24 protein-coding genes and 1 pseudogene are annotated in these 25443 nt (G+C 63.9%); 11 read left to right on the top strand and 14 right to left on the bottom strand.

Translation table 11 applies throughout. The features are described from left to right. Window positions 1-4: 4 nt before the first annotated feature. The 3 genes from ACWW36_RS18025 to ACWW36_RS18015 all read left to right on the top strand — a co-directional run bounded on the left by ACWW36_RS18025 (window position 5) and on the right by ACWW36_RS18015 (window position 4107). On the top strand, window positions 5-631 hold the full coding sequence (locus ACWW36_RS18025) for a TetR/AcrR family transcriptional regulator (RefSeq protein ID WP_456137349.1): 627 nt from the start codon (window positions 5-7) through the stop codon (window positions 629-631). Continuing rightward, a complete protein-coding gene (locus tag ACWW36_RS18020) occupies window positions 628-3534 on the top strand; it encodes an MMPL/RND family transporter (protein WP_456137348.1) in 2907 nt (968 codons plus the stop codon). Before ACWW36_RS18025 ends, ACWW36_RS18020 begins: the two co-directional genes overlap by 4 nt. A 156-nt stretch (window positions 3535-3690) precedes the next feature. Then, window positions 3691-4107 carry a DUF6319 family protein gene (locus ACWW36_RS18015; protein WP_456137347.1) on the top strand — a complete coding sequence of 139 codons (417 nt, stop codon included), beginning with the start codon at window positions 3691-3693 and terminating at the stop codon, window positions 4105-4107. 48 nt (window positions 4108-4155) lie between these two features. Here the strand turns inward: ACWW36_RS18015 and nrdF are convergent, their stop codons facing one another. The 4 genes and pseudogenes from nrdF to ACWW36_RS17995 form a co-directional block, all read right to left on the bottom strand. Then, a complete protein-coding gene (gene nrdF, locus ACWW36_RS18010; protein ID WP_456142538.1) occupies window positions 4156-5118 on the bottom strand; it encodes a class 1b ribonucleoside-diphosphate reductase subunit beta in 963 nt (320 codons plus the stop codon). A gap of 53 nt (window positions 5119-5171) precedes the next feature. Beyond that, complete coding sequence (locus ACWW36_RS18005; RefSeq protein ID WP_456137346.1) at window positions 5172-6731, bottom strand: flavin-containing monooxygenase; 1560 nt, start codon at window positions 6729-6731, stop codon at window positions 5172-5174. Window positions 6732-6800: 69 nt separating this feature from the next. After that, window positions 6801-6984, bottom strand: a pseudogene (locus ACWW36_RS18000) (response regulator transcription factor); the annotation flags it as partial. 42 nt (window positions 6985-7026) lie between these two features. Then, on the bottom strand, window positions 7027-7782 hold the full coding sequence (locus tag ACWW36_RS17995; RefSeq protein WP_456137345.1) for a DUF5995 family protein: 756 nt from the start codon (window positions 7780-7782) through the stop codon (window positions 7027-7029). 171 nt (window positions 7783-7953) lie between these two features. Between ACWW36_RS17995 and ACWW36_RS17990 the strand changes: the two genes are divergently transcribed. Beyond that, window positions 7954-9375 carry an ABC1 kinase family protein gene (locus ACWW36_RS17990; RefSeq protein ID WP_456137344.1) on the top strand — a complete coding sequence of 474 codons (1422 nt, stop codon included), beginning with the start codon at window positions 7954-7956 and terminating at the stop codon, window positions 9373-9375. Window positions 9376-9557: 182 nt separating this feature from the next. Here ACWW36_RS17990 and ACWW36_RS17985 read toward each other — a convergent pair whose 3' ends face one another. Beyond that, window positions 9558-10298 (bottom strand): TetR/AcrR family transcriptional regulator, encoded by a 741-nt coding sequence (locus ACWW36_RS17985; RefSeq protein WP_456137343.1) that lies wholly within the window; start codon window positions 10296-10298, stop codon window positions 9558-9560. Between the two features lie 150 nt (window positions 10299-10448). On the opposite strand from ACWW36_RS17985, the gene ACWW36_RS17980 reads away from it, so the two are divergent. Beyond that, on the top strand, window positions 10449-11630 hold the full coding sequence (locus tag ACWW36_RS17980) for a geranylgeranyl reductase family protein (RefSeq protein ID WP_456137342.1): 1182 nt from the start codon (window positions 10449-10451) through the stop codon (window positions 11628-11630). A gap of 174 nt (window positions 11631-11804) precedes the next feature. Continuing rightward, window positions 11805-12110, top strand: a complete 306-nt coding sequence (locus ACWW36_RS17975; protein WP_456137341.1) for a hypothetical protein — start codon at window positions 11805-11807, stop codon at window positions 12108-12110. Window positions 12111-12197: 87 nt separating this feature from the next. Here ACWW36_RS17975 and nrdE read toward each other — a convergent pair whose 3' ends face one another. The 4 genes from nrdE to ACWW36_RS17955 form a co-directional block, all read right to left on the bottom strand. Next, on the bottom strand, window positions 12198-14366 hold the full coding sequence (nrdE, locus tag ACWW36_RS17970; protein ID WP_456137340.1) for a class 1b ribonucleoside-diphosphate reductase subunit alpha: 2169 nt from the start codon (window positions 14364-14366) through the stop codon (window positions 12198-12200). Further along, window positions 14333-14776: a class Ib ribonucleoside-diphosphate reductase assembly flavoprotein NrdI gene (nrdI, locus tag ACWW36_RS17965; RefSeq protein ID WP_456137339.1), complete on the bottom strand. Its 444-nt coding sequence runs from the start codon at window positions 14774-14776 to the stop codon at window positions 14333-14335. Before nrdI ends, nrdE begins: the two co-directional genes overlap by 34 nt. 32 nt (window positions 14777-14808) lie before the next feature. Further along, window positions 14809-15051, bottom strand: coding sequence for a redoxin NrdH (locus tag ACWW36_RS17960; RefSeq protein ID WP_015306104.1), 243 nt, complete (start codon window positions 15049-15051; stop codon window positions 14809-14811). 457 nt (window positions 15052-15508) lie between these two features. Further along, window positions 15509-16051, bottom strand: coding sequence for an NADPH-dependent FMN reductase (locus ACWW36_RS17955; RefSeq protein ID WP_456137338.1), 543 nt, complete (start codon window positions 16049-16051; stop codon window positions 15509-15511). 93 nt (window positions 16052-16144) lie between these two features. On the opposite strand from ACWW36_RS17955, the gene ACWW36_RS17950 reads away from it, so the two are divergent. The 3 genes from ACWW36_RS17950 to ACWW36_RS17940 are packed head-to-tail and all read left to right on the top strand — an operon-like array spanning window position 16145 to window position 18972. After that, window positions 16145-16750 carry a TetR/AcrR family transcriptional regulator gene (locus ACWW36_RS17950; RefSeq protein ID WP_456137337.1) on the top strand — a complete coding sequence of 202 codons (606 nt, stop codon included), beginning with the start codon at window positions 16145-16147 and terminating at the stop codon, window positions 16748-16750. Beyond that, the gene (locus tag ACWW36_RS17945) at window positions 16747-17787 is read left to right on the top strand and encodes a DNA polymerase IV (RefSeq protein ID WP_456137336.1); all 1041 of its coding nucleotides are present in this window, start codon (window positions 16747-16749) and stop codon (window positions 17785-17787) included. The genes ACWW36_RS17950 and ACWW36_RS17945 overlap by 4 nt, the downstream gene beginning before the upstream one ends. Beyond that, on the top strand, window positions 17788-18972 hold the full coding sequence (locus tag ACWW36_RS17940; protein WP_456137335.1) for an AAA family ATPase: 1185 nt from the start codon (window positions 17788-17790) through the stop codon (window positions 18970-18972). Here the strand turns inward: ACWW36_RS17940 and ACWW36_RS17935 are convergent. Then, entirely contained in the window at window positions 18969-19838 is an 870-nt protein-coding gene (locus ACWW36_RS17935; RefSeq protein ID WP_456142537.1) for an SDR family oxidoreductase, read from the bottom strand. The genes ACWW36_RS17940 and ACWW36_RS17935 overlap by 4 nt on opposite strands. Beyond that, window positions 19817-20443 (bottom strand): TetR/AcrR family transcriptional regulator, encoded by a 627-nt coding sequence (locus tag ACWW36_RS17930; protein WP_456137334.1) that lies wholly within the window; start codon window positions 20441-20443, stop codon window positions 19817-19819. Before ACWW36_RS17930 ends, ACWW36_RS17935 begins: the two co-directional genes overlap by 22 nt. Window positions 20444-20560: 117 nt before the next feature. Between ACWW36_RS17930 and ACWW36_RS17925 the strand changes: the two genes are divergently transcribed. Then, entirely contained in the window at window positions 20561-22042 is a 1482-nt protein-coding gene (locus tag ACWW36_RS17925; RefSeq protein ID WP_456137333.1) for a cytochrome P450, read from the top strand. An 11-nt stretch (window positions 22043-22053) separates the two neighbouring features. Here ACWW36_RS17925 and ACWW36_RS17920 read toward each other — a convergent pair whose 3' ends face one another. Further along, window positions 22054-22542: a homocitrate synthase gene (locus tag ACWW36_RS17920; protein ID WP_456137332.1), complete on the bottom strand. Its 489-nt coding sequence runs from the start codon at window positions 22540-22542 to the stop codon at window positions 22054-22056. Between the two features lie 179 nt (window positions 22543-22721). Here ACWW36_RS17920 and ACWW36_RS17915 point away from each other — a divergent pair, with 179 nt between their 5' ends. Further along, window positions 22722-23495, top strand: a complete 774-nt coding sequence (locus tag ACWW36_RS17915; RefSeq protein WP_456137331.1) for a sulfite exporter TauE/SafE family protein — start codon at window positions 22722-22724, stop codon at window positions 23493-23495. On the opposite strand, the gene ACWW36_RS17910 is transcribed toward ACWW36_RS17915, so the two are convergent. Then, complete coding sequence (locus tag ACWW36_RS17910; protein WP_456137330.1) at window positions 23492-24550, bottom strand: phosphotransferase family protein; 1059 nt, start codon at window positions 24548-24550, stop codon at window positions 23492-23494. The genes ACWW36_RS17915 and ACWW36_RS17910 overlap by 4 nt on opposite strands. 12 nt (window positions 24551-24562) lie before the next feature. Continuing rightward, window positions 24563-25381, bottom strand: a complete 819-nt coding sequence (locus tag ACWW36_RS17905) for a class I SAM-dependent methyltransferase (RefSeq protein WP_456137329.1) — start codon at window positions 25379-25381, stop codon at window positions 24563-24565. Between the last annotated feature and the right edge of the window lie 62 nt (window positions 25382-25443).

Raw genomic sequence — 25443 nt, 5'->3', positions numbered from 1 at the left:
CTGCATGTCCAGCACGGTAGCTGACGAGCGGTCCAGGGTCGGCCGGGAGGCGACGCGGGAAGCCCTGATCGAGGCAACTGCCCAAATCATGCTCGATGAGGGGTACGCGGCGGCGACGTCGCGACGGGTGGCGGCAGAAGCCGGCGTCAAGCCGGCCCTGGTGCACTACTACTTCCCGAGCATGGAAGACCTGTTTGTGGCCGTGCTGCGCGACAAGGCCGAGAGCAACCTGCAACGCCAGCGTCAGGCGCTCGCCGCGGCGGAACCGCTGCATGCGTTGTGGCAGCTCAACAGCGCACAAAACGCGCAATTGTTTACCGAGTTCCTCGCGATGGCCAATCATCGCAAGGCGATCCGCAGCGAAATCGTCTCGTACGCAATGCGTTTCCGCGACTTGGAAGAGGGTGCGCTGACCCTGGCCCTGAAGGCCCGTGGCATCGACATCGCGGAGTTCCCTCCGGTCGTCATCTCGATGATCATGGGCAGCCTGACCCGCGTCGTCCGCCACGAACAGGCACTGGGCATCACTCGCGGCCACGACGAGGCCGCGGCGTTCATCGACCGCTGCCTCGCACGCTTCGAACTGCCGTCGTCGCAGCGCGCGCAGCCGGGACCGGTGACGTCGGCATGAGCAACACACACGTCGGTGCGCACCCGATGATCCCGCGCTTCATCCGGCTCTTCTGCGTGCCGATCTTCTTGGGCTGGATCGCGCTCGTGGTGCTCGTCAACATCATCGTCCCGCAGCTGGAAGTGGTCGGTGAGGCGCACGCGGTCTCGTTTGCCCCGAAGGACGCACCGTCGATGCAGGCGATGCAGCGCATCGGCCACGATTTCCAGGAGTTCAACTCCAACAGCTCGGCGATGATCGTCCTCGAGGGTGACCAGCCGCTCGGCGACGCCGCGCACAAGTACTACGACGGGCTGATCGACAAGCTCGAGGCGGACACAAAACACGTCCAGCACGTCCAGGACTTCTGGGGTGACCCGCTGACCGCCTCGGGAGCCCAAAGCGCCGACGGCAAGGCCGCCAACGTCCAGGTCTACCTGGCGGGCAACCAGGGCGAAAGCCTGGCGAACGAATCAGTGCAAGCCGTGCGAGAGATCATCGACAAGTCGACCCCGCCACCGGGAGTCAAGGCTTACGTCACCGGCCCTACGCCGCTGTCGAACGACCAGCACCACGCCGGCGACAAGAGCGTCAAGCTGATCACCGCGATCACCATGGGCGTGATCTTCATCATGCTGTTGCTCGTCTACCGGTCCATCGTCACCGTGTTACTCGTCCTGGTGATGATGTTCATCGAACTATCGGCGGCGCGGGGAATCGTTGCCGCCCTTGGCTATTACAACTTGATCGGGTTGTCGACGTTCGCGGTCAATCTGCTCACCACGCTGGCGATCGCAGCAAGTACTGACTATGCGATCTTCTTGCTCGGGCGCTATCACGAAGCGCGCAACAACGGCGAGGATCGCGAAACCGCCTTCTACACCATGTATCACGGCACCGCCCACGTCATTCTGGGTTCGGGTTTGACCATCGCGGGTGCGACGTTCTGCCTGCACTTCACAAGGCTGCCGTACTTTGAGTCGTTGGGTATTCCGCTGGCGATCGGCATGCTCGTCGCAACCGTCGCCGCGCTGACGATGGCGCCCGCCCTGCTGACGATCTGCAGCCGGTTCGGTCTGTTCGACCCGAAGCGCAAGACGGACACGCGCACCTGGCGGCGCGTCGGCACCGCCGTAGTGCGTTGGCCCGCACCGATCCTCGCCGCATCCGTTGCTCTCGCGCTGGTCGGACTGTTGGCGCTGCCGTCATACAAGCCCGGCTACTTCGACCGCAATTATCTTCCGCCGGATATTCCCGCCAACGTCGGCTACGCGGCCGCAGACCGGCATTTCCCGCAGGCCCGGATGAACCCGGAGTTGCTGATGGTCGAGACCAACCAGGATGTCCGCAACCCGGCGGACATGCTGGTGATCGAGAGAATCGCCAGGGCCATCGCCCACACTCCGGGGGTTGGAAGGGTGCAGGCGATCACCCGGCCGCGAGGGGTTCCGATCGAGCACACCTCGATTCCCTTCCTGATCGGTGCGCAGGGCACCACCCAGCAGATGAATCAGGACTATATGGACAGGGTCATGGCCAACATGCTGACGCAGGCCAATGACATGCAGACCTCCATCGACGCCCTGGAGAAGATGCAGAACGTCACCGTCCAGATGGCGGCGACCACGCACAGTATGGTCGCCAAGATCAAGGGCATGACCGTCGACATCCAGGAATTACGGGACCACATCGCCGATTTCGACGATTTCTTCCGTCCGCTGCGTAACTACTTCTACTGGGAACCGCACTGCTTCGACATCCCCATCTGCTGGTCTATCCGCTCCGTGTTCGACACGCTCGACGGCATCGACACGCTGACCGACGACATCCAGAACTTGCTGCCCGACTTGGAGCGCCTGGACACGCTGCTGCCACAGCTGGTCGCGATTATGCCGTCACAGATCGAGACGATGCGGAGCATGCAGCACATCACGCTGACGATGTATCAGAGCCAGAAGAGCCAGCAGGACCAGACGAAGGCCATGCAGGAGAACTCGACGGCGATGGGCGAGGCCTTCGATACGTCGAAGAACGACGACTCGTTCTATCTGCCGCCGGAAGTCTTCGACAACGCGGACTTCAAACGGGGCCTGAAGATGTTCGTGTCGCCGGACGGAAAGTCCGTGCGGTTCATCATCTCCCACGAGGCCGATCCCGCGACCCCTGAAGGCATCGCACTGATCCCCCAGATCAAGACTGCCGCGTTCGAGGCCATCAAGGGCACGCCGCTGGAAGGCTCGAAGATCTACCTGGCGGGTACCGCGTCGACCTACAAGGACATGCAGGAGGGCGCGAACTGGGACCTGCTGATCGCCGGAATAGCCTCGCTCTGCTTGATTTTCATCATCATGCTGTTGCTCACTCGCGCGGTGATGGCCGCAGCGGTCATCGTCGGGACAGTGCTGTTGTCACTGGGTACGTCGTTCGGGCTATCCGTGCTCATCTGGGAACACGTCCTCGGTAAGCCGTTGCACTGGCTCGTGCTGGCGATGTCGGTGATCATCCTGTTGGCGGTCGGCTCCGATTACAACCTGTTGTTGGTGTCTCGGTTCAAAGAGGAAATCCACGCCGGAATCAACACCGGGATCATTCGGTCGATGGCGGGTACCGGTGCGGTGGTGACGTCTGCCGGCTTGGTGTTCGCGTTCACCATGATGACGATGGTGGTCAGCGACCTGGTGGTGGCCGGGCAGGTGGGCACGACGATCGGGCTCGGCCTGCTCTTCGACACGCTGGTGATCCGGTCATTCATGACACCGTCGATCGCGGCCATGATGGGCCGGTGGTTCTGGTGGCCTCAACGGGTGCGGAACAGGCCTGTGCCGTCGCCGTGGCCGGCTCCGGCACGGCATGCCGACGAGACTCCGGTCAGCGTAGGCGCCGGCGGTTCAGCGGACGAAAACCCAACGGGCCCAATCAGATAGGGCTTCCTCGCTGGCACAGAACGTCAGTCGGCGTTTCTCATCTTCATGCCGACATCAGCTGGCAAGTTGACATCGAAGGTCGAACGTATGTTCTAATGGACTCACAGTGCCGGCTCGCTCTCAGCGGGCAATGTTCAGAAGGAGATCGCCGCAACGATGACACTAGACACTCTGACAGCAGAAGCGCCGTCCACCGACTCCGACACACCCCACAACTTGGTTCGTTCTATCGAGAGCACCGTGCCCGCCGCTCCTGCCGAGGAGAAACCCAAGAAGGCTCCGGCCAAGAAGGCGCCCGGCAAGAAGACCAAGACTCTCGAGTTGACCCTCACTGTCACCGGTACCGCCGACGGCGAATGGCGCGCCGAGCTCAAGCAGGGCACGACATACCTGGCCCGTAACCTCGCGGTCGCGGCCGCCGCCGTCTCCCGCGCGGCCAAGGAACTGCACGAGGACCTCTCCACCCCTATCGATGAGGTGATCGAAGCGGCGCGCTTTCAGCAGGCCGCCAAGGTCGCCGCACTCGAAGCCGAACTAGAAGCCGCGCGCAAGGCCCTCGCCGACCTGGACTGAGACTCCGAACGGAGCAGCGCGCCGGGGTCGGCGATTTGGCCGGTACGTCTAGAAGTCCCAGTCCTCGTCTTCGGTGTTGACGGCTTTGCCGATCACGTACGACGAGCCCGAGCCCGAGAAGAAGTCGTGGTTCTCGTCGGCGTTGGGTGAAAGTGCGGACAGGATCGCGGGATTCACGTCGGTCTCGTCGCGCGGGAACAGCGCCTCGTAACCGAGGTTCATCAAGGCCTTGTTCGCGTTGTAGCGCAGGAACTTCTTGACGTCCTCGGTCAGCCCGACCTCGTCGTAGAGATCCTGCGTGTATTCCACCTCGTTGTCGTAGAGCTCGAAGAGCAGCTCGTAGGTGTAGTCCTTGAGCTCTTGCCTTCTGGCTTCGTCTTCGAGCGCCAGACCCTTCTGGTACTTGTAGCCGATGTAGTACCCGTGCACCGCCTCGTCGCGGATGATCAGCCGGATCATGTCGGCGGTGTTGGTGAGCTTGGCGCGCGAAGACCAGTACATCGGCAGATAGAAGCCGGAGTAGAACAGGAAGCTCTCGAGCAGGGTCGAGGCGACCTTGCGCTTGAGCGGCTCATCGCCCTTGTAGTACTGCATGACGATCTCGGCCTTGCGCTGCAGGTTGGGGTTTTCCTCCGACCAGCGGAACGCGTCGTCGATCTCGGCCGTCGAGCAGAGCGTCGAGAAGATGTTGCTGTAGCTGCGGGCGTGCACAGACTCCATGAACGCGATGTTGGTGTACACCGCCTCTTCGTGCGGGGTGAGCGCGTCGGGAATCAGGCTGACGGCGCCGACCGTGCCCTGGATGGTGTCGAGCAGCGTCAGACCGGTGAAGACCCGCATCGTCATCTGCTTCTCGTGGGCCGTGAGCGTGCCCCAGGACGGAATGTCGTTGGACACCGGCACCTTCTCCGGCAACCAGAAATTACCGGTCAGCCGGTCCCACACCTCGGCGTCTTTTTCGTCCTGCAAGCGGTTCCAGTTGATCGCCGAGACACGGTCAATCAGCTTCATTCCTTCGGACACCAGAACCCCACTTCACCACGTCGGAATTGTGTGCTTTGACACTACCCCTGGGGGCCGACAACGCTCGGAACCGCAAGACCTTGTGTTGGCGTGTCGCGCCCGACACCGAGGAATTTGTACTCGGCCGGCTTGATCTTGCGGGTCGCCTGCCAGTACTCCCAGGTGTAGCCGCCCCACAGCACCCGATTGTTGCCGTGCTCGTCGAGGTACCAGCTCTGGCAACCACCGGAGTTCCACACCGAGCCGGCGAGTTTGGCCTGCAGTTCGGCGTTGAACGCGTCCTGTGCGGCGCGGGTAGGCGCGAGCGCCTGGGCTCCGTATTTGTCAGCCGTGGCGATCGCGTCGGCGACGTAGCGGATCTGCGACTCGATCATGAAAACGACGGAGTTGTGGCCGAGGCCGGTGTTCGGGCCGAGCAGGAAAAACAGGTTCGGCACCTCGGCGATCGCGATCCCTCGATGCGCTTGCAGGCCCTCACGGTTCCAGCGGTCGACGAGGTCCTCACCGTGCAGGCCCTTGATCTGGACATACGTGTAGGAGTCGGTGACGTGGAAGCCGGTGGCGTAGACGATCACGTCGGCTTTGCGTTCGACCCCGTCGGCGGTGACGATGCCGTCGCGGGTGATCCGCTCGATCCGATCGGTGATGAGCGTCGTCCTCGGGTCGGCGACCGCGGCGTAGTACGTGCTGGAGTTCAGGATTCGCTTACAGCCGGCGCGGTATGTCGGGGTGAGCTTGCGGCGTAGCTCACGGTCCTTGATCGACCGCCGGATGTTGTACTTGCCAAGCAGCTCAACAACTTTCAGTATCGCTGGCCGCTTGGTCATCCCGTAGGCCAGCACCTCCTGCGCCCAGTAGATGCCGTAGCGCAGCCCCAGCCGCAGACCGGGCACGTTCTCCAACGCGCTGCGCAGCGCGGACGGAAGTTCCTCGTTGGTGCGCGGGACCACCCACGGCGGGGTGCGCTGGTAGAGCTGTAGCTCGGCGACGGTGTCGACGATCTCGGGCACGATCTGGATCGCACTGGCTCCGGTGCCGATGACCGCGACCCGCTTGCCGGCCAGGTCCACGCTGTGGTCCCACTGCGCGGAATGGAAAGCGGCGCCAGTGAATTCGTCGCGCCCGGGGAATTCGGGAATCGACGGGATGTGCAATGCGCCGGCGCCGGAGATCAGGAACTGCGCCACGTATTCGCGGCCGTCGGCGGTGAAGACGTGCCAGCGGAATTCGGCATCGTCCCAATGGGCGCGCTCGACCAGCGAGTCGAAGACGATGTAACGCCGCAGGCCGTATTTGTCGGTGACGCCCTGAAGGTAGTCCCAGATCTCGTCCTGCAACGAGAACAGATGCTTCCAATCCGCCTTGGGCTCAAAGGAAAACGAGTACAGATGCGACGGAATGTCGCAGGCGCAACCCGGGTAGCTGTTGTCACGCCACGTGCCGCCGATGTCGCCGGCCTTCTCCAGGATCAGGAAGTCGACGCCTTGCTGTTGCAGCGCGATGCCCATCCCTAGACCGGAGAAGCCCGTCCCGATGATCAGGGCGCGGGTGTGCACAGGCTCCTGGGTCCGGTTCTCCGCCGGCTGCTCGACAACGGTCATGAATCGGTCCTTTCCTGGGAACGCCGGTACCGGGTACTTCAGCCTCCAGGGTACATCTCGCACAGCGGACTAAGCGGGGTCGACCAGGCCGTGCTTCAGCACGTACATGCTGGCACCGATGCGGTTCGACGCCGATCTTGGCGTATGTCCATCCGACGTGGTTGCGGGCGGTTTTCTCCGAAATAACCAACGCCGCGGCGATGTCCCTGTTCGACGCCCCGCGCGCCACCATGCACAGTACTTCGACCCATCGGGACGGAAGCTGGGCCGCTCGGAGCGCTGGCCAAAAATGAGGTTATGCCGATGTCGGGTCGAGCACACGTATGTTGTGTGCGATGTCGCGGCTTTCTTCCTTTGCGATCGCCGCGAACATTTCTGATATTTGTTGAGGTGGTTTCAAGTAACGGCTGGCCCACCAGGAAAAGATTGTATCGTGATCATGAATTACGTTCGGGCAGTTCGACTCTGGTTCGTTTGCAAGCTGCCGTGCAAATGTCCATGCGAGATCTCGAGCCTGCGCGAGTGCTTCGGGGATGAAACCGATCCCGTTGGCCATCAATTGGCTGCGGTGCTGGGCGCTGGCTGGTGAGACCTGCTCGATGGCGCTAAGTACACCGTCCAGCTGAGTCGCGAGGATGGCGTTGACGGCGTTGAAGTCGCTCTGCAGCGGCTCCAACGAGTCAGCGGCGGTCGTCACGGCAGCGATTCCGAGGTCGAAATGCATGTGCGCGCTCATCGCGATGAGCAGGTGCTGCAAAATGATCAGCTCATCGTTACCGTTCGCGTCGAAGGCGACCTGCCAGACCTGCGTCGGTTTCTGGTTACGGCCGTCGAAGCGGCGGTTCACAGCGTCGAAGTAACGACGGGCGAATTCCACATCCAACCGCACCATTCGCGTTTCGTCGTCAAACAATCCATGCCCGATGGCATCGCGAATCGCCAAGGTTGACCCTTTGTAGAGCGCCGCGAAGTAACCGACCGGGCTCGCCGCCTCGATCGACCACTCGACGACCGATTCGATCCCTTCGATGACCTCGTCGATGGTGTACACGGTCGGCACGTGTAACGGGGGCAACGTCAAGGACATGCCGCCTAGTATCACCCCTGTTGGCGCTGCGCCCCGCAGAGTTAGCCGAGAACGGATTCTTGTTCGGCAAATTACCGGCGCGTAGCGGCGGTACGATCTTCACGCGTGTTCTTAGCGCGCCCGCCGGAGGTCGCGATGTCAACGAATGACAAGTCGGCGGTGCCACGGGGGCGGATCCGGCGCACCCTGCCGTTGGCCGGTTTCACCGCGCGGGTGGCCGGCGGGCGGATGCTAGCAGCGTTACGGGCAAAGGCCGGCGACACCGGTGCCGTCGCACGCTTCCACGAGCGAACCGCGGAACGGTACTCGGAGTTGCTCGGCCAGTCCAAGGGCGTACTGATGAAGGCCGGCCAGATTCTTTCGGTGGTGGACGCGAGCTGGATTGGTAGCGGGGAACTGTGGGCCTACCAGGCCGAGCTGGGGCAGCTGCAGGCCGATGCGCCGCCGATGGATCCGGCCCTGGCTCACGAAGTGCTGCGTGCCGAGCTTGGCCGGCCGGCCGACAAGGTTTTTGCAGATTTCACCGACGAACCGATCGCGGCTGCCTCCATCGGGCAGGTGCACCGTGCGACCCTTCGCGACGGCCGTCAGGTCGCGGTCAAGATTCAGTATCCAGGTGTAGCAGAAGCGATCCGTGACGATCTTGCGAACAGCGAGCTGCTCGCGACATTCCTTCGGCTCGTCTCCTCGGCGTCTGGTATCGCGATGCAGACCGATCTCAGGCGGGGGGCACGCGAAATCGCCGCTCGCATCTCCGAGGAGGTCGACTACCGCCATGAGGCGGCCAACATCACCGTGTTCGGCGAACTCTATCGCTCCCACCCGTTTATCCGGATACCGGAAGTCATCCATCAAGCATCCAGCGACCGGGTTCTGACCATGACCTATCTCGACGGAATGGACTGGGCCGCAGCCCAACATGCCGACCAGGAGCTCAAGGACACATGGGCCGAGGTGATCTTGCGCTTTAGTACGGGTTCCAGCCGCCACGCGAACCTATTCCACGCCGATCCGCATCCCGGCAATTATCGATTCCGGTCCGACGGACAGGTCGGCTTCCTTGACTTCGGCTGCGTCAAGGTTGTGCCAGAGCGGCTCCGTCGGACCCTCACCGAATTGGTTCGCGTCGTACTCGATGGGCGCAAGCACGACCTGCGCAACCTGATGGTCGAAGCTGATTTCCTAACGCGCGATTCCAGCCTCACCAGCGACGAGGTATACGAATGGTGGGCCGAGGTCCTCTTTGAGTGGCTCGCGCCTCAGCCTGTGACGTATACGCGGGATACGTCAAAACGTGCGATTCGCGCCCTGATTCCTTTTGCACCCGATCACCCCGTCCGCCGGATGTCGCTGCCGGACGATATGGCTTTCATGTCCCGGATCAACCTGAACACCAACACAATATGCGCCAGGTTCGGGGCCACCGTGCAGGCCAGGTCGATCCTGGATGACATGGACGGCGTCGCTGCGCCGATCACGCCGCTGGGCAAGCAGCATCTCGCCTGGGTACGCCGACGCGGGCTGCCATTCGGATTGGATCCCCACGACCACCCCTAGCGTCGACGCGCCGCGCCTGCACTGATGATGCAGCCGATTTCCTCACGTTCTACGCGCAGCGCGGGCGCGGCATGGCATCGACGAATATGGGAAAGCCCCATTTATCCCGCATGGCTGGACAATCTGGCGACGACGTCACTGGGGAGGGCGCGGCGTGCGGCCGGAACCGGCAGCAGTTTTGGTCAAGCGACCGGTTGCTGACGACGGACGGCCGTGTGAATTGGCTGATCGGCATCGATCTTGATGCCGAGGAGCTCGGCGGTGCCGTTGATGGCGCCCACCATGATCGTCGTCATGTGCGCGATGAACTGATCGGCAGCCATACGGCGAGGGCTGTCGTCGTCGGCGCCGAGCCACCAGTCCGTGGCAGACGCCGCGGTCCCGAAGATGGCGAATGCCGCCAACTCAAACGCAGCCGGGTCCGGTGCCAAGTCCTTGAGTTCGCCGCTGATCATGTCCGCGACGGCGAGGGTGATTTCACTGCCTTTGTTGACTGTCGTCATCGCGGCCGCAGACTGGTCGGCGAACCGGCCCTGGAGAAGGAATCGGACAACGTTCGGGTGTTGATCAACGAGTTCGACGTAGTGCTCGACGCCGCGGCCGACGATTTCGCGCGCAGAGTCCGTGTCGATATTGATCGACGGGATGATCGCCGCCCACAACATGTCCCGCATCCGCTGCCCGATCTCGGCGAACATGTCGGACTTATCGGCGAAGTGACGGTAGATCTTGGGTTTGGCCGTGCCCGCTTCTTCGGCGATCTCGCGGACGCTGACATTAGGCCCGAGCCTGTCAATCGCGCGGAAGGCGGCGTCGACTATTTCCGAACGCACCTTCTTGCGATGTTCGCGCCAGCGTTCGCTGCGGGCGTCCACCTTCACGCCCGGCTCGCCGCTGGGGCGTGACCTCGGCACTCGTCGCACCCGAATACTGTACCGCCCGAACCGCGCTGACCTGCCCAGACCGTGCCGCAACATGTCCCTTCACGGCTCTGGCCAGGCACTTGGCCGACGAGATGGGTTCGGCCAGCTTGGGTAATATCGCACCGACAGCCAATCAACGAGACGAGAGTTATGACGCAGCGATACGACCTGGTCATTGCGGGTGGCGGGCCTTCCGGCTCGGCCGCCGCGTGGCAGGCCGCGCAGACCGGTGCAAAGGTCGTGGTCCTCGACAAGGCCGAGTTCCCGCGCGACAAACCGTGCGGCGACGGCCTCACCGCGAGGGCGGTCAGCTATCTGCAGAAGATGGGCCTGGCCGACGAGGTCTCGAAGTTTCACCGCGTCAACCGCGTCACGGTGTTCAGCCCGAGCCAGTGGGAGCTGTCGTTCCCGAAGCGTCCCGGCATGCCCGACCACGGCCACACCGTCAGCCGCACCGAGCTCGACACCCTGCTGCTCAAGCACGCCGAATCGGCGGGCGCAGAGGTTCGGCAGTCGGCAGAGGTCACCGGGCCCATCGTCGAGAACGACCGCGTCGTCGGCGTGACACTCAAGAGCGGCGAGAAGGTGTACGGCGACGCGGTCATCGCCGCGGATGGCGCCTACTCCCCCATCAAGCGGGCATTGAAGATCGATTCGGAGTACAACGGCTACTCGGCGATTGCGATCCGCTCGGAGATGCACGCCAACCGCCCCGACTCCGACAGCCTCGACATCTATTTGAAGCTCGAATTCCAGGGCGACCAGCTGCCGGGCTACGGCTGGGTGTTCCCGATGGGCAGCGGCCGATTCAACATCGGTCTCGGCTACGTCAACAGCTACAAGAACTGGCAGTCGATCAACGCCACCCAGTTCCTCGGCGAGTTCCTTCGCACGCTGCCGCCCGAATGGGAGCTGCCGCCGATCGAAGAACTCAAGAAGAACAAGAGCGTGCGGGCGTGGCGGCTGCCGATGGGCTTCACGGCATGGCCGCCGTGGCGGCCCGGTGTGCTGTTCACGGGTGACTCACTTGGCGCGGGCAAGCCGGCGTCGGGCGCGGGTATCTCCAAGGCGCTCGAGTCGGGGCTCGCGGCGGGTGAGTGTGCGATCGCCGCGCTGACCAATGGCGGGCCCGACGACTTCACCAACTACGCGCAGCGCATGGAAGCGGCGTGGGGCAGGGAGTATCGGCGCGGCCGCTACTTCCACAAACTGCTGGGACAGCCGCGGATTGCCAACGCGGGCATCAAGCTGATCGACAACGCGCGCTTCCGCGATGCGATGCTCAAGGCGTTGTACAAGAAGGCACAAGGCCCGCAGCACACCGTTAGGTAGGTCGCCGAGCGCGCGGTTGTTTGCACCTCTTCTCGAGGTTTGCGTACACCAAGCGAACGCTCGCGAACCCCTAATCCCCTATCTGAGCGCGCAGCCACACCCCTGAAGTGCGCGCGCCAGGCACCGGCCCGCACCCCGTTTTGGTGATCGCGACGTGAAGCGACGCTTAGAGCCATGAACACCAAACGACTTCTCGCCGCGGCCACGATGACGGCCGGCCTGGCCATCGGTCTCGCCGCCCATGCGAACGCGGCACCTGTCAGCGCCGCAGGAGACGACTTCTGGGAATGCGCCGCTAGCCATCCCGACGACATCGGCGTCTGCTGCGTCTTCTACGGAGGCGACTACGACGAACGGACCGGCGAATGCTGGATAGACGACGAGGCGAAGCTAGAGGAGGCCAACCCCGGCCCCGACGTTCCGCCGAAGCACCCCGTGCTGACGCGGGTGGACCGCCTTCCCGTCTACGCGATGGGATAGCGCGACTGGCGCAGCCGAGTGTGGACATACGACACGGTCACTCCCGCATCCGCGTGTATCGAGTCCACACTCGGCGAAGGCGCCGCTCTACAGCATGCAGGACACGCAGCCCTCGACTTCGGTTCCCTCAAGCGCCATTTGGCGTAGCCGGATGTAGTACAGCGTCTTGATTCCCTTGCGCCACGCGTAGATCTGTGCCTTGTTGACATCCCGCGTCGTCGCGGTGTCCTTGAAGAACAGCGTCAAGCTCAGACCCTGATCAACGTGCTGCGTCGCCGCCGCGTACGTGTCGATGACCTTCTCGTAGCCGATCTCGTACGCGTCCTGGAAATACTCCAGGTTCTCGTTGGTCATGTACGGCGCCGGGTAATAGACCCGTCCGATCTTGCCTTCCTTGCGGATCTCGACCTTCGACGCGATCGGGTGGATCGAGCTCGTCGAGTGGTTGATGTAGGAGATCGACCCCGTCGGCGGGACCGCCTGCAAATTCTGGTTATAGATACCGTGCGCTTGCACCGACTCCTTGAGTCGCGTCCAATCCTCTTGCGTCGGAATGCGAATGCCGGCGTCGGCGAACAACTCCTTGACGCGATCGGTCTTGGGCTCCCACACCTGCTCGATGTACTTGTCGAAGAATTCGCCGCTCGCGTACTTCGACTTCTCGAAGCCCTTGAACGCCGTACCCCGCTCGACGGCAATGCGATTCGATGCCCGCAGCGCGTGGTACAGCACGCAGTAGAAGTAGATGTTCGTGAAGTCGACGCCCTCTTCGGAACCGTAGAAGACCCGCTCGCGCGCCAGGTAGCCGTGCAGGTTCATCTGCCCCAGGCCGATCGCGTGCGAATCGTTGTTGCCCTGTTCGATCGACGGCACCGAGTAGATGTGCGTCTGATCCGACACCGCCGTCAGCGCCCGGATCGCCACCTCGATCGTCTGCGCAAAGTCCGGCGAATCCATCGCCTTGGCGATGTTGAGCGACCCCAGGTTGCACGAAATGTCCTTGCCCACTTTGGCGTACGACAGGTCGTCGTTGAACACCGACGGCGTCGACACCTGCAAGATCTCCGAGCACAGGTTCGAATGGGTGATCTTGCCCTCGATCGGGTTGGCCCGGTTCACCGTGTCCTCGTACATGATGTACGGGTAGCCCGACTCGAACTGCAGCTCGGCCAGCGTCTGGAAGAACTCGCGCGCCTTGATCTTCGTCTTGCGGATCCGCGCGTCGTCGACCATCTCGTAGTACTTCTCGGTGACCGAGATGTCGGCGAACGGCTGGCCGTAGACGCGTTCGACGTCGTACGGCGAGAACAGGTACATGTCCTCGTTCTTCTTGGCCAGCTCGAACGTGATGTCCGGGATCACCACACCGAGGCTCAGTGTCTTGATGCGGATCTTCTCGTCGGCGTTCTCCCGCTTGGTATCCAGGAAGCGGTAGATGTCGGGGTGGTGGGCGTGCAGGTACACCGCACCCGCACCCTGGCGTGCACCGAGCTGGTTGGCGTAGGAGAACGAATCCTCCAGCAGCTTCATGATCGGGATGACGCCGGAGCTCTGGTTCTCGATGTTCTTGATCGGCGCGCCGTGCTCACGAATGTTGCTCAGCAGCAAGGCAACCCCGCCGCCGCGCTTGGACAGCTGCAGCGCCGAGTTGATCGACCGGCCGATCGACTCCATGTTGTCCTCGATGCGCAGCAGGAAGCAACTGACGGGCTCACCTCGCTGCTTCTTGCCCGAGTTCAGGAACGTCGGCGTGGCCGGCTGGAACCGGCCGTCGATGATCTCGTCGACCAGCTTCTCCGCCAGCGCCGTGTCCCCGGCGGCCAGCGTCAGCGACACCATGACGACGCGGTCTTCGAAGCGCTCGAGATACCGCTTGCCGTCAAAGGTTTTCAGCGTGTAGGACGTGTAGTACTTGAACGCGCCCAGGAACGTCGGGAAGCGGAACTTCTTGGCATACGCGCGGTCGATCAGGCTCTTGACGAAGTTGCGGCTGTACTGATCGAGCACCTCGCGCTCGTAGTAGTTCTCTTTGATCAGATAGTCGAGCTTCTCGTCGTAATTGTGGAAGAAGACTGTGTTCTGGTTGACGTGCTCACGGAAGTACTGGTGTGCCGCTTCGCGGTCCTTCTCGAACTGAATCTTGCCGTCGGCGTCGTACAGATTCAGCATCGCGTTGAGCGCGTGGTAATCCGTCTCCCCGGGCAGCGCGTGCGCGCCGGTGGTTACAGGCTCTGCAGCTGTGACGGTTGGTGGCACGTCTGGTCCTTCCAGAAATCTTTCAAACCCGCGCGGACGGCCTCGACGTCGTCCGGGGTTCCCATTAGTTCAAAGCGATACAGGTACGGAACGTCGCACTTTCGGGCGATGACCTCGCCCGCATAGGCGAACTCGGCACCGAAGTTGTTGTTGCCCGCGGCGATGACGCCGCGGATCAACGACCGGTTGTGTTCATTGTTGAGGAACGCGATGACCTGTTTGGGGACATAGCCACCGTCATTGATATTCGGTGTCGCCCGCCCACCGCCGTAGGTGGGCAACACCAGCACGAACGGCTCATCGACCTCGATACGCCCGTGCAGCGGGATCCGAATGGCGGGCAGACCCAGCTTCTCGACGAAGCGGTGGGTGTTTTCCGACACGCTGGAGAAATACACGAGATTGCTCATCGTCTTCCTCCTCCCTGCCCGTTCGGATACCCCTACGCCGTGACCGCGACCGCTCCGCTAAGCGACTTGATGCGATCGGGCCGGAATCCCGACCAGTGGTCGTTGCCGGCCACCACGACGGGCGCCTGCAGGTACCCGAGCGCCATCACGTAATCACGGGCCTCGCTGTCGAGGCTGATATCGACCTTCTCGTAGGCGATGCCCTGCTTGTCCAGCGCCTTGTAGGTGGCGTTGCACTGCACGCATGCGGGCTTGGTGTACACGGTGACGGTCATCTGCGGTACGGCTCCTCTGCGAACTGGGACTGGCAACTGCTCGGGTACTGCATTCCGCTGAGATTCAGCGGCCCTCAAGCCCTCAAAATTCCAGGCGTCCGGCGCCACGATCCCGGGGGGCTGGAAACCGACTCCGCCGGACTTGTGAGCTCCGGCCGACCCTGGAAGGTACAAGTACCGCGGGGGTCTGTCGGTGTTCGAAACACTACACCTAGTGTCCGACATCGCGAAGGGATACCACATGTTCTGAATAACATTTTTGAAATTCCCTGGTCGTAAGCCCGCGGCGGCGAAAACGCTCGGCGTGTCGCACGTCACATTTAGCGCGTGTCGCGGTGTACCCCTACATCTACACCCGGGCACCGACATCTACCGCGCCGCGAATTGTCACGGTGACGCAACAGCAAAGCCGCCGACGGGTCACGATGGACCCTGCCGGCGGCTTTTGAGTTAGGCGCTAGGAGACTTCGGCGGCGAGCTTGCCCACGATGCCGCGCAGCGTTTCGGCGACCTCGGCGTTCTCGCGCGGGTGCTTGCCATCGAACGCCGTCGTCTGCACCGACAGCTTGAGATCCTCGACCACGCGCGGCCCGGCGATGCCGAACGATTTGCGGGTTTCGTCATGCGCCCACACACCGCCGTACCGGCCGTGCGCGGCGCCGACAACGGCCAGCGGCTTGGCCTTCAATGCACTGTCGCCGAAGGGACGGGACAGCCAGTCGATCGCGTTCTTGAGGACGCCGGGGATGCTGCCGTTGTACTCCGGGGTCACGACCAGGGTCGCATCGGCTTCTGCGGCCGCCTCGCGCAGCGCCCTCACCGGCTCCGGCGCATTCTCGTTGTCGATGTCCTCGTTGTAGAACGGCACTTCGCCGAGGCGGTCGAACAGTTGAAGGCGCACGCCATCTGGCGCCGACTCCACCGCAAGCTCAGCCAACTGACGGTTGATCGAGGCGGCGCGCAGGCTTCCGAGCAGCACCAGCACGTTGATGTCCGGCATCGTCGTCACATTTCCCTTCGGTCGTCTTGAAGATCCTGACACACCACAACCGGACCGAGGTCCGATTCATTCCGGTTGAATTAAACTGCAGATATGGCCGCTTCTCCCCCGCTGCGCGAGTTGCCGGTCACCGATCAACCGCCTCAGGAGCGGGGCGACGCCGCCCGTAACCGCACGCTACTGCTCGACGCTGCACGTCGGCTGATCGCCGAACGTGGCGCCGAGGCGGTCACGACCGATGACATCGCCGCGGCCGCAGGCGTCGGCAAGGGCACACTGTTTCGCCGCTTCGGCAGCCGGGCCGGCCTGATGATCGTGCTCCTCGACGAAGATGAGAAAGCCCAACAACAGGCCTTCATGTTCGGCCCGCCGCCGGTGGGACCGGGCGCGCCTCCATTGGATCGGCTACTGGCTTACGGTCGCGACCGGCTGCAGTTCGTACACGCCCACCACGCGCTGCTCTCCGAGTCCAACCGTGACCCGCTCATGCGGTTCAACGAGCCGATGATGCTGCACCACCGCCACATTCGCATTTTGCTGGAAGACGCCGGCACTACCGGCGACCTCGACGCCCAGGCGTTCGCCCTGCACGCGCTCCTCGACGCCGACTATGTGGAGCTCCACCTGGAACGCGGGCAGACCCTCGAACAAGTCGGCGACGCGTGGGAGAGCGTGGCGCGCAAGCTTTGCGGCACATGACGCCCAGGTGGGTCCTGCACGTCGACCTCGACCAGTTCCAGGCGGCCGTCGAAGTTCGCCGACGGCCCGAACTTGCCGGCCTGCCGATCATCGTCGGCGGCAATGGCGATCCGAATGAGCCACGCAAGGTCGTCACGTGCGCGTCGTACCCGGCACGCAAATTCGGGGTGCATGCTGGAATGCCGTTGCGCACGGCGGCCCGCAAGTGCCCCGATGCGACCTTCCTGCCGCTGGATACCGACGCCTACGACGCCGCGTCCGAAGAGGTGATGAACCTGCTGCGCGACCTCGGCCATCCCGTCGAGGTGTGGGGATGGGACGAGGCCTACGTCGGCACCGACGTCGACGATCCTGTCCAGCTCGCCCAGCAGATCCGCGAAGTCATCGGCCAGACCGAGTTGTCGTGTTCGGTCGGTATCAGCGACAACAAACAGCGCGCCAAGGTTGCCACCGGGTTCGGCAAACCGGCCGGCATCTATCAGCTCACCGACGAGAACTGGATGGCGGTGATGGGCGATCGCGAAGTCGACGCTCTATGGGGAGTCGGCCCGAAGACTGCGAAAAAGCTTGCCGGCATGGGAATTACCACGGTCGCCGATCTCGCCGCGACCGATGCCACATTGCTGACGTCGACGTTCGGCCCGACGACGGGGCTGTGGATTCTGCTGCTCGCCAAGGGCGGCGGCGACACGAACGTCAGTGCCGAACCGTGGGTACCCCGTTCGCGCAGCCACGTCATCACGTTCGCGACTGACCTGACCGACCGCGCCGAAATCGACTCCGCCGTCGTCGAGCTGGCGCAGCAAACGCTCAAAGAGATTGTGGCCCAAGGTCGCGTCGTGACGCGGGTGGCGGTCACCGTGCGCACCAACACGTTCTACACCCGGACGAAGATCCGCAAGCTGCCGTCGCCGAGTGTTGATGCGGACCCCATCACGCAGACTGCGCTGGAACTGCTGCATCTGTTCGAACTCGACCGGCCGATCCGGCTGCTCGGGGTGCGGCTCGAACTCCAACCCCCGGCAGGCGGTTACTGAGTGCTGCACACAGTCGCCGTACGCGGTTACCGCTCGCTGCGCGAGGTGGTCCTGCCACTCGCCCGGCTCACCGTCATCACAGGTGCCAACGGCACCGGCAAGTCGTCGCTCTACCGCGCATTGAGACTGCTCGCCGACTGTGGACGCGGCGAGGTGATCGGCTCGCTCGCACGCGACGGCGGCCTGGACTCGGCACTGTGGGCCGGCCCAGAACAACTCCGCGGCGCCCGCAGAACCGGACGGGTCGAGGGCACCACACGAACGGGACCTGTCTCGCTCGAACTTGGCTTCGCCTCAGACGATTTCGGCTATCTAGTCGACCTCGGGCTGCCGCAGATGGCCGGGCACAAATCGTTGTTCGCACTGGATCCGGAGATCAAACGCGAGGCAGTGTTCGCGGGTCGGGTGATGCGGCCGAACTCGACGCTGGTGCGACGCACCGCCACCTACGCAGAATCCAGCGCGGAGTCAGGGCGCGGCTTCGACGAAATCACACGATCGCTGCCGGCGTACCGCAGTGTGCTCGCCGAATACGCCCACCCGGGCGCGCATCCCGAACTCGCTGCCGTCCGCGAACGGCTCCGCAGCTGGCGCTTCTACGACGGCTTTCGGGTCGACGCGGCCGCGCCGTCACGGCAACCCCACGTCGGCACCCGCACCCCGGTGCTCTCCGACGACGGTGGCGATCTGGCGGCCGCCGTGCAGACGATCATCGAGGCGGGTTTGGACGACCTTCAGCTCGCAGTCGCCGACGCGTTCGACGGTGCGACGGTGTCGGTGGCAGTGCATGGCGGCCTCTTCGATCTTCAACTGCAACAGCGCGGTATGTTGCGGCCCCTTCGCGCCGCCGAACTGTCCGACGGCACACTGCGATTCCTGCTGTGGGCCGCCGCCTTGACGTCCCCCCGGCCGCCTTCTCTCATGGTGCTCAACGAGCCGGAGACCTCACTACACCCAAACCTGGTGCGGCCGTTGGTGTCACTGATCGAAGCGGCCGCGACTCAGACGCAGGTCGTCGTTGTCACGCACTCGAGGGCGATGCTGGAATTCTTGAACACTGTGCCAGTCACCGATGCCGAGGACGACGTCGCCATCGAGATCGAGTTGTACAAAGACCTCGGAGAAACACGGATCAAGGGGTTGGGGATGCTGACCGCACCGCCATGGGATTGGGGTAAGCGCTAAGCGCGTCGCGCCGGCCGCAGCGCGCGGGTGAAGAACACGTTGACCCGTTGCATCGCCATGCTGTACGGCCACCACATCACCCGCTTGAAGTAATACAACGCGCGGATGTCGGGTGACGTATAGATCAGGTATCGGTTCTTCTCGACGCCGGCAAGAATTTTGTCAGCGACGTGCTCGGCGGACACCGCATGGTTTGCGAATCGGTCCACCCACTCGCTCACTTTCGGATGTTCGCGGTCGACGCCGGCAATGTGCACCGTCTCCACCAGAGGCGTTTTCACCGCGCCCGGAACCACCACCGACACGCCGATGCGATGCCGGGCCAAGTCGAACCGCAGCACCTCAGACAGTCCGCGCAGGCCGTACTTGCTTGCGCTGTAGGCCGCGTGCCACGGAAGCGCAACGATCCCGGCGGCAGAGGACACGTTGACCAGATGGCCTCCGCGCCCGGCGGCCATCATCGGCGGCACGAACGTCTCGATGACGTGAATCGGCCCCATCAGGTTGATGTCGACCATCGACTTCCAATGTTGGTGCGTGAGTTGGTCGACCGTCCCCCACGCGGACACGCCCGCGATGTTCATCACCACATCCATCGCGGGATGTCGAGTGTGAATGTCAGCCGCGAAGTTCGCGACCTCGTCGTAGTCCGAGATATCCAGTACGCGATGCTCGGCCACCTCCGCACCCAGCGCACGGGCGTCGGCGACGGTCTTCTCCAACCCCTCTGCGTCTCGGTCTGTCAGGTACAGCTCGGCGCCTTCGGCGGCCAGCTTCAGCGCCGTCGCGCGGCCGATACCGCTGGCGGCCCCTGTGAGAAAACAACGCTTGCCGGTGAAGCCGCTCACTGCGCCTGCCCACCCCAGAACGCGCTCAGCCACAACCGCTCGACAATGTCGACGGCACGCTTGGGATCCTCGCCCCGTCCGACGAAGGTGCTGTCGTGTGTCAACGTCATCGTCGTCGTGGCCGCCAATGTCCGCACCAACGCCGGCAAATCGTCGGAAATCGGACGCGCGTCGGGATCTTGTTGCAGGAGCGCGATGAGCTTGTCGATCACGCTGTCGTAGAAGTCGTCCATCATCTCGCGGATCTGCGCATCGGTGTTGCGAGCGACCGCGCACGCGGACAACACCGGATCGTCGTTGGCGTACACCGCGGCCGCACTGCCGACCATCCGCTTCGCGAACGCGACGGGCGTCTCGCCGGGCTCGCGTGGAGCGAAGTGATGGGTCAGTTCGTCGAGTAGCTCGCTCGCGTCGGCCAGGATCACCGCGAGCACCGCGTACTTGGAATCGAAGTAGAAGTAGAAGCCAGAGCGGGCGACACCGGCGCGCTCGCTGATGGTGCTGACGGACAGGTCGGCGAACGATCGCTCCTGCAGCAACTCACGGACCGCGGTGACGATGGCGTCGCGTTGCCGGTCGCCGCGGCTTCGGCGGATCTCGGTGGGCGCGGATTCGGCGGTCATGGCTCTAGACCTTGGCATTACGGCGCGCCGGAACAAAACTTGACATGCGTCAAGTCTGCCATCCAGGATGGGCACAGGAGTGACAACGGCCACAGTCTTTTGCTCAGGAGCATACGTATGGTGACGATCAGCACCCCGGAATACCTGCTCGACCAGGCGAAGCGACGGTTCACCCCGACGCCCAACACGATCCCGGGCATGGGAGTCGTGGAGAAGCGGCTGCTCAACCACGAATGGGACCAGTTCGTGCTGGCTGAACCGCCCGCGGGCAGTGGCCTCAAGCCGGTGATGGGTGACACGGGGTTACCGATCATCGGCCACATGATCGAGTTCTTCCGCGGCGGACCGGACTTCGCGTTGAAGGTCTACCGCAAGTACGGCCCCATCCATTACCAGCAGACACCCGCGCTTTCGTCGGTGCTGGCGCTGGGTCCCGACGCGACGCAGGCCGTCTTCTCGAACCGCAACAAAGAGTTCTCCCAGCGCGCCTGGGATCCGGTCATCGGGCCGTTCTTCGACCGCGGCCTGATGCTGCTCGACTTCGACGAGCACATGTTCCACCGCAGGATCATGCAGGAAGCCTTCACCCGCTCGCGGCTGTCGGGCTACGTCGGGCACATCGACTCCGTCGCGACGAAGGTGGTCGCCAACGACTGGGTGGCCAACGATTCGAGGTTCCTGTTCCATCCGGCGGTCAAGGAACTCACCCTCGATATCGCGTCGGTGGTGTTCATGGGGCATGAACCTGGCACCGACCCCGAGCTGGTCACCACCATCAACCAGGCATTCACCACGACCACGCGCGCGGGCAACGCGATCGTGCGCAAGCCGGTGCGGCCGCTGACGTGGTGGCGCGGCATCGAGGCACGCAAGACGCTGGAGAGGTATTTCGCCGAGAGTGTCGCCGAGACGCGGGGTTCGGACGCCACGCACATGCTGAGCGTGCTGTGCCAAGCCGAGGACGAAGACGGCCGGCGGTTCACCGACGCCGACATCGTCGCGCACATGATCTTCCTGATGATGGCCGCCCACGACACGTCGACATCGACGATGACCACCATGGCGTATCACCTGGCGGCCAACCCGGAATGGCAGGACCGCTGCCGCGACGAGTCCGCCCGCATCGGGGACGGACCGCTGGACATCGAGGCGCTGGAGAAGCTGGAAACCTACGACCTGGTGATCAACGAGTCGCTGCGGATGGTCACCCCGCTGCCGATGAATTTCCGGCGTGCGGTGCGCGACATCGACCTGCTCGGCTACTACATCCCAGCCGGTACCGACGTCGTGACGTGGCCGTCGCTCAACCATCGCCTGCCCGAATTGTGGACTGACCCCGAGAAGTTCGACCCGGACCGCTTCGCCGAACCCCGCAGCGAGCACAAGAAACATCGCTACGCCTTCGCACCCTTCGGCGGCGGGGCGCACAAATGCATCGGCATGGTCTTCGGGCAGCTCGAGATCAAGACCGTCATGCATCGGCTGCTTCGCAAGTACCGGCTCGAGCTGGTGCGACCCGACTACAAGCCGCGCTACGACTACGGCGGCATGCCGGTCCCCATCGACGGCATGCCGATCATCCTGCGGCCGCTGCGCTAGTCGTCGGGCCTTTAGGCGGTCAGCAGGCGATTTGCACAGGCGATGACCGCGCGCAGCGCCGACTGCGTGGCATCGTCCGAAAGGCCCATCGCCCATTCGGACCGCGAACCGTCGGAAGCGCGAATGAACGTCGCGGTGTGCTCGCCCGCTGGAAGCTGGTGAAACGCCGTCATCTCGACCGCGATACCGCGGTCATAAAGCATCTCGGTCAACGCCGCGACGGGTCCGGATGCGGCGGCGGTCGAGGTGCTGATGCTGTCGCCGACGGCCAACGTGGCCTGATAGTTACGGGCTTGCGGGCCCAGCCGGGTGGCGGGCCGCTGGGCATCGATGCACTCCCATTGCCCCAGGCGCAGCGGTCCCGAGCTGGATCCGTATTCGGCGAGAAATTGTTCAAAGGACATCGCGTCGGCCTCCTCGCGCAAACCGCGTGGCATCGGTGCGCCGATGCTGGCCGCAAACGACAGCGGCGATGCGCTGGTAGCGGATGTGTTTCTCATGTGCCGGTCTTCTCAAACTCGAGGGAGTGACCGACGAAGCAACGACCCACAGCGAGGGGTCGGTCAGGATCAGACCCCGCTGCGGGTTGCTACTACGAGTCGCCTCGGCACGTTCGCGATGCTAGACGAGGTTCCGCACGCCGTGCAAACAGTTTTTGCGACCGCGTACCGTTGGCCGGGTGTGGCCGACGACCTTGGCGGACGCGGCCGTTCTCTTCGTAGCGGGTATCGCCGGCGGACTCACGGGCAGCATCGCCGGTCTGGCATCCGTTGCGACGTATCCGGCGCTGTTGCTCGTCGGCCTGCCACCGGTGACCGCCAACGTCACCAACACCGTCGCACTGGTGTTCAACGGCATCGGATCGGTCCTGGGATCGCGACCCGAACTCGCGGGCCAGGGCGCATGGATCAAGCGAATCGTCCCGGCGGCGGCGGTCGGCGGCGCGGCGGGCGCGGTGCTGCTGTTATGCACGCCCGCAGAGGGTTTCGAGAGGGTCGTCCCGATTTTGCTGGGGCTGGCATCACTGGCGATCCTGCTGCCACGCGGCGGTAATCAGCACGCAACTATCGCCAGCCATCAACGCCACACCGTCACAGTGCTATTCGAAGCCGCGGCGATCTTCGCGATCTGTGTCTACGGTGGCTATTTCGGCGCAGCGGCAGGCGTGCTCCTGCTCGCACTGTTGCTGCGCGCCGGCGGTGCGACGCTGGCTCATGCCAACGCGGGCAAGAACGTGATCCTCGGCATCGCGAACGGCGTTGCCGCGCTGATCTTCTCGGTCTTCGCGCCGGTCCAGTGGCCCGCCGTGCTGACGCTCGGACTCGGCTGCCTTCTCGGATCGCGGCTTGGCCCCGTGGTGGTTCGACATGCGCCTGCAGGACCCTTGCGAGTGGTGATCGGTGTAGCCGGGCTGGCGCTCGCGATCAAGCTCGGTGTCGACACATACCGCTAGCTCAAGTCGAACGGATTGTCGCCCTTGGCAACTCGCGTGCCGAGGTCGATGAGATTCTGCGCGTTGAGATGTAGTCGCTCACCGGCATCCCGGCTTGCCATACCAGCCAGATACCGCGACCACGTGCCCTCGATCACGATGCCGAGCTTGAAGCACGCCATCGCGACATACCAATCCAGCGTTGACGTTTCGCGTCCCCCGGCCGCCAGATACGCATCGAGAAGCTCGCGACGCGTCGCGAGCCCGCCCAGTGCGGCCAGTTCCGACCCGGCGGTGATCGCATTTGTTTCCATCGGCCAGCAGATCAGCATCCAGCCGAGGTCGAGCAGCGGATCGCCCACCGTCGACATCTCCCAGTCGATGAAGGCCGCCAACTCGGGCCGATCGCGACGCAGCAACACGTTGTTGAGATGGGGGTCACCGTGGATGATTCCGGGTGGCCCGTCCGGCGGCCGGTTGATGTCCAGCCACTCGGCCAACTCGGCGACGCGCAGCGATTCTGGGTCGTACTCGTCGTGCCGATAGCTTTCGAGTAGCCGCAAGAACTGCGGAACCTGGCGCTCCAGAAACGATCCCGGCCGCTTGATCGCCGCGAGCGGGCTGCCTTCCCACGCGACGTTGCCGAGCTGGGCGAGGCTGCCTGCGTACGACAGCCCGACCGCATGCCGCATCCCGGCGTCGCGCACATACGCCTCATCCATCTCGGTGCCCGGGTTGAAGCCGTCGACTTCCTCCATCAAATAGAACACCACGCCGAGCACATCGAGGTCCTCGCAGCCGGCGATGAAGCCGGGATGCGGCACCGGCGTGCCCGCAAGCGTGCGCAGCACCGCGATCTCGCGAAGCATCGTCTTGTCGCTCGTCGGCCGAGGATGAACGGGCGGCCGACGCAGCACCATCGCGCGCCCGTCGACGCGCAACCGCACCACGATGTTCTGCGTGCCGCCCGTAAGCGGCTCGACATCGCTGACCGTCGAACCCAGACCTTCCTTGCGCACCCAGCGTTGCAGCGCGGTCTGGTCGTCAGGACTCAGCGTCGGCGCGTCGTCGGACATGCCGACATAGTGTCAGCCCTTGCGGGCAGTCCACACGAGGTATTCCCAATCCATCGTCGGCGAGCCGCGCAGGAAGGCGTCACCCAACCTCGCGATATCGGCATCGAGTGAGGCGACGCGATCCGGATCCCCGCCGATCGCGCGGTACGCCGAAATCGTCGGCCCGTAGTTGGCCTTGAAGTAGTCGCGGAACGCGGCGCCGTCGGCGAAGCGGTCGACAGCGAGCACCCGTCGCTCGGTGGCCACGTCCGCGACGCGCTCACCCATCAGCGCGCGCACATGGTCTTCACTGCCCCACAGCGGCGGCGGGGACACCCCCGGCGGCGGCGCGGGCGCATACGGCTTCATGGTCGCGAACAACTGCCCGATGAATCCCTCCGGCGTCCAGCTGATCAATCCGATCCGACCGCCGGGCTTGCAGACCCTGATCAGTTCGTCGGCCGACTGCTGGTGGTGGGGCGCGAACATCACCCCGATGCACGACATCACGACGTCGAATTCGTTGTCGCCGAACGGCAGCGCCTCGGCATTGGCCTCGCGCCAGTCGATGTCGACGTCACGCGCGGCGCCCAGGCGTCGGCCATGCTCCAGGAGCTCGGGGCACAAATCGCTGGCGATGACGGTGGCGCCGGCCTCAGCGGCGGGAAACGCCGCATTGCCGGTACCCGCCGCGACGTCGAGCACCTTCTCACCCGGTGCGATAGCGGCCGCGGCCACCAACACCGGGCCCAGCGGGGCGACCACCTCATCGGCGATGGTGCTGTAGTCGCCGAGCGCCCACAGCGCGCGGTGTTTGGCCTCCAGTTCCCGGTCGGCGGTGACGGCGTTCATCGATATCTCCTTCGTTCCAGGTAGAGCTATCGTCTCGACTCCGATCGTGCAGATCCAGTAAC

The organism is Mycobacterium sp. MMS18-G62 (assembly GCF_053877835.1).
The sequence above is the reverse complement of the archived record's forward strand: the minus strand, read 5'-3'. Positions and strand labels throughout refer to the sequence as shown.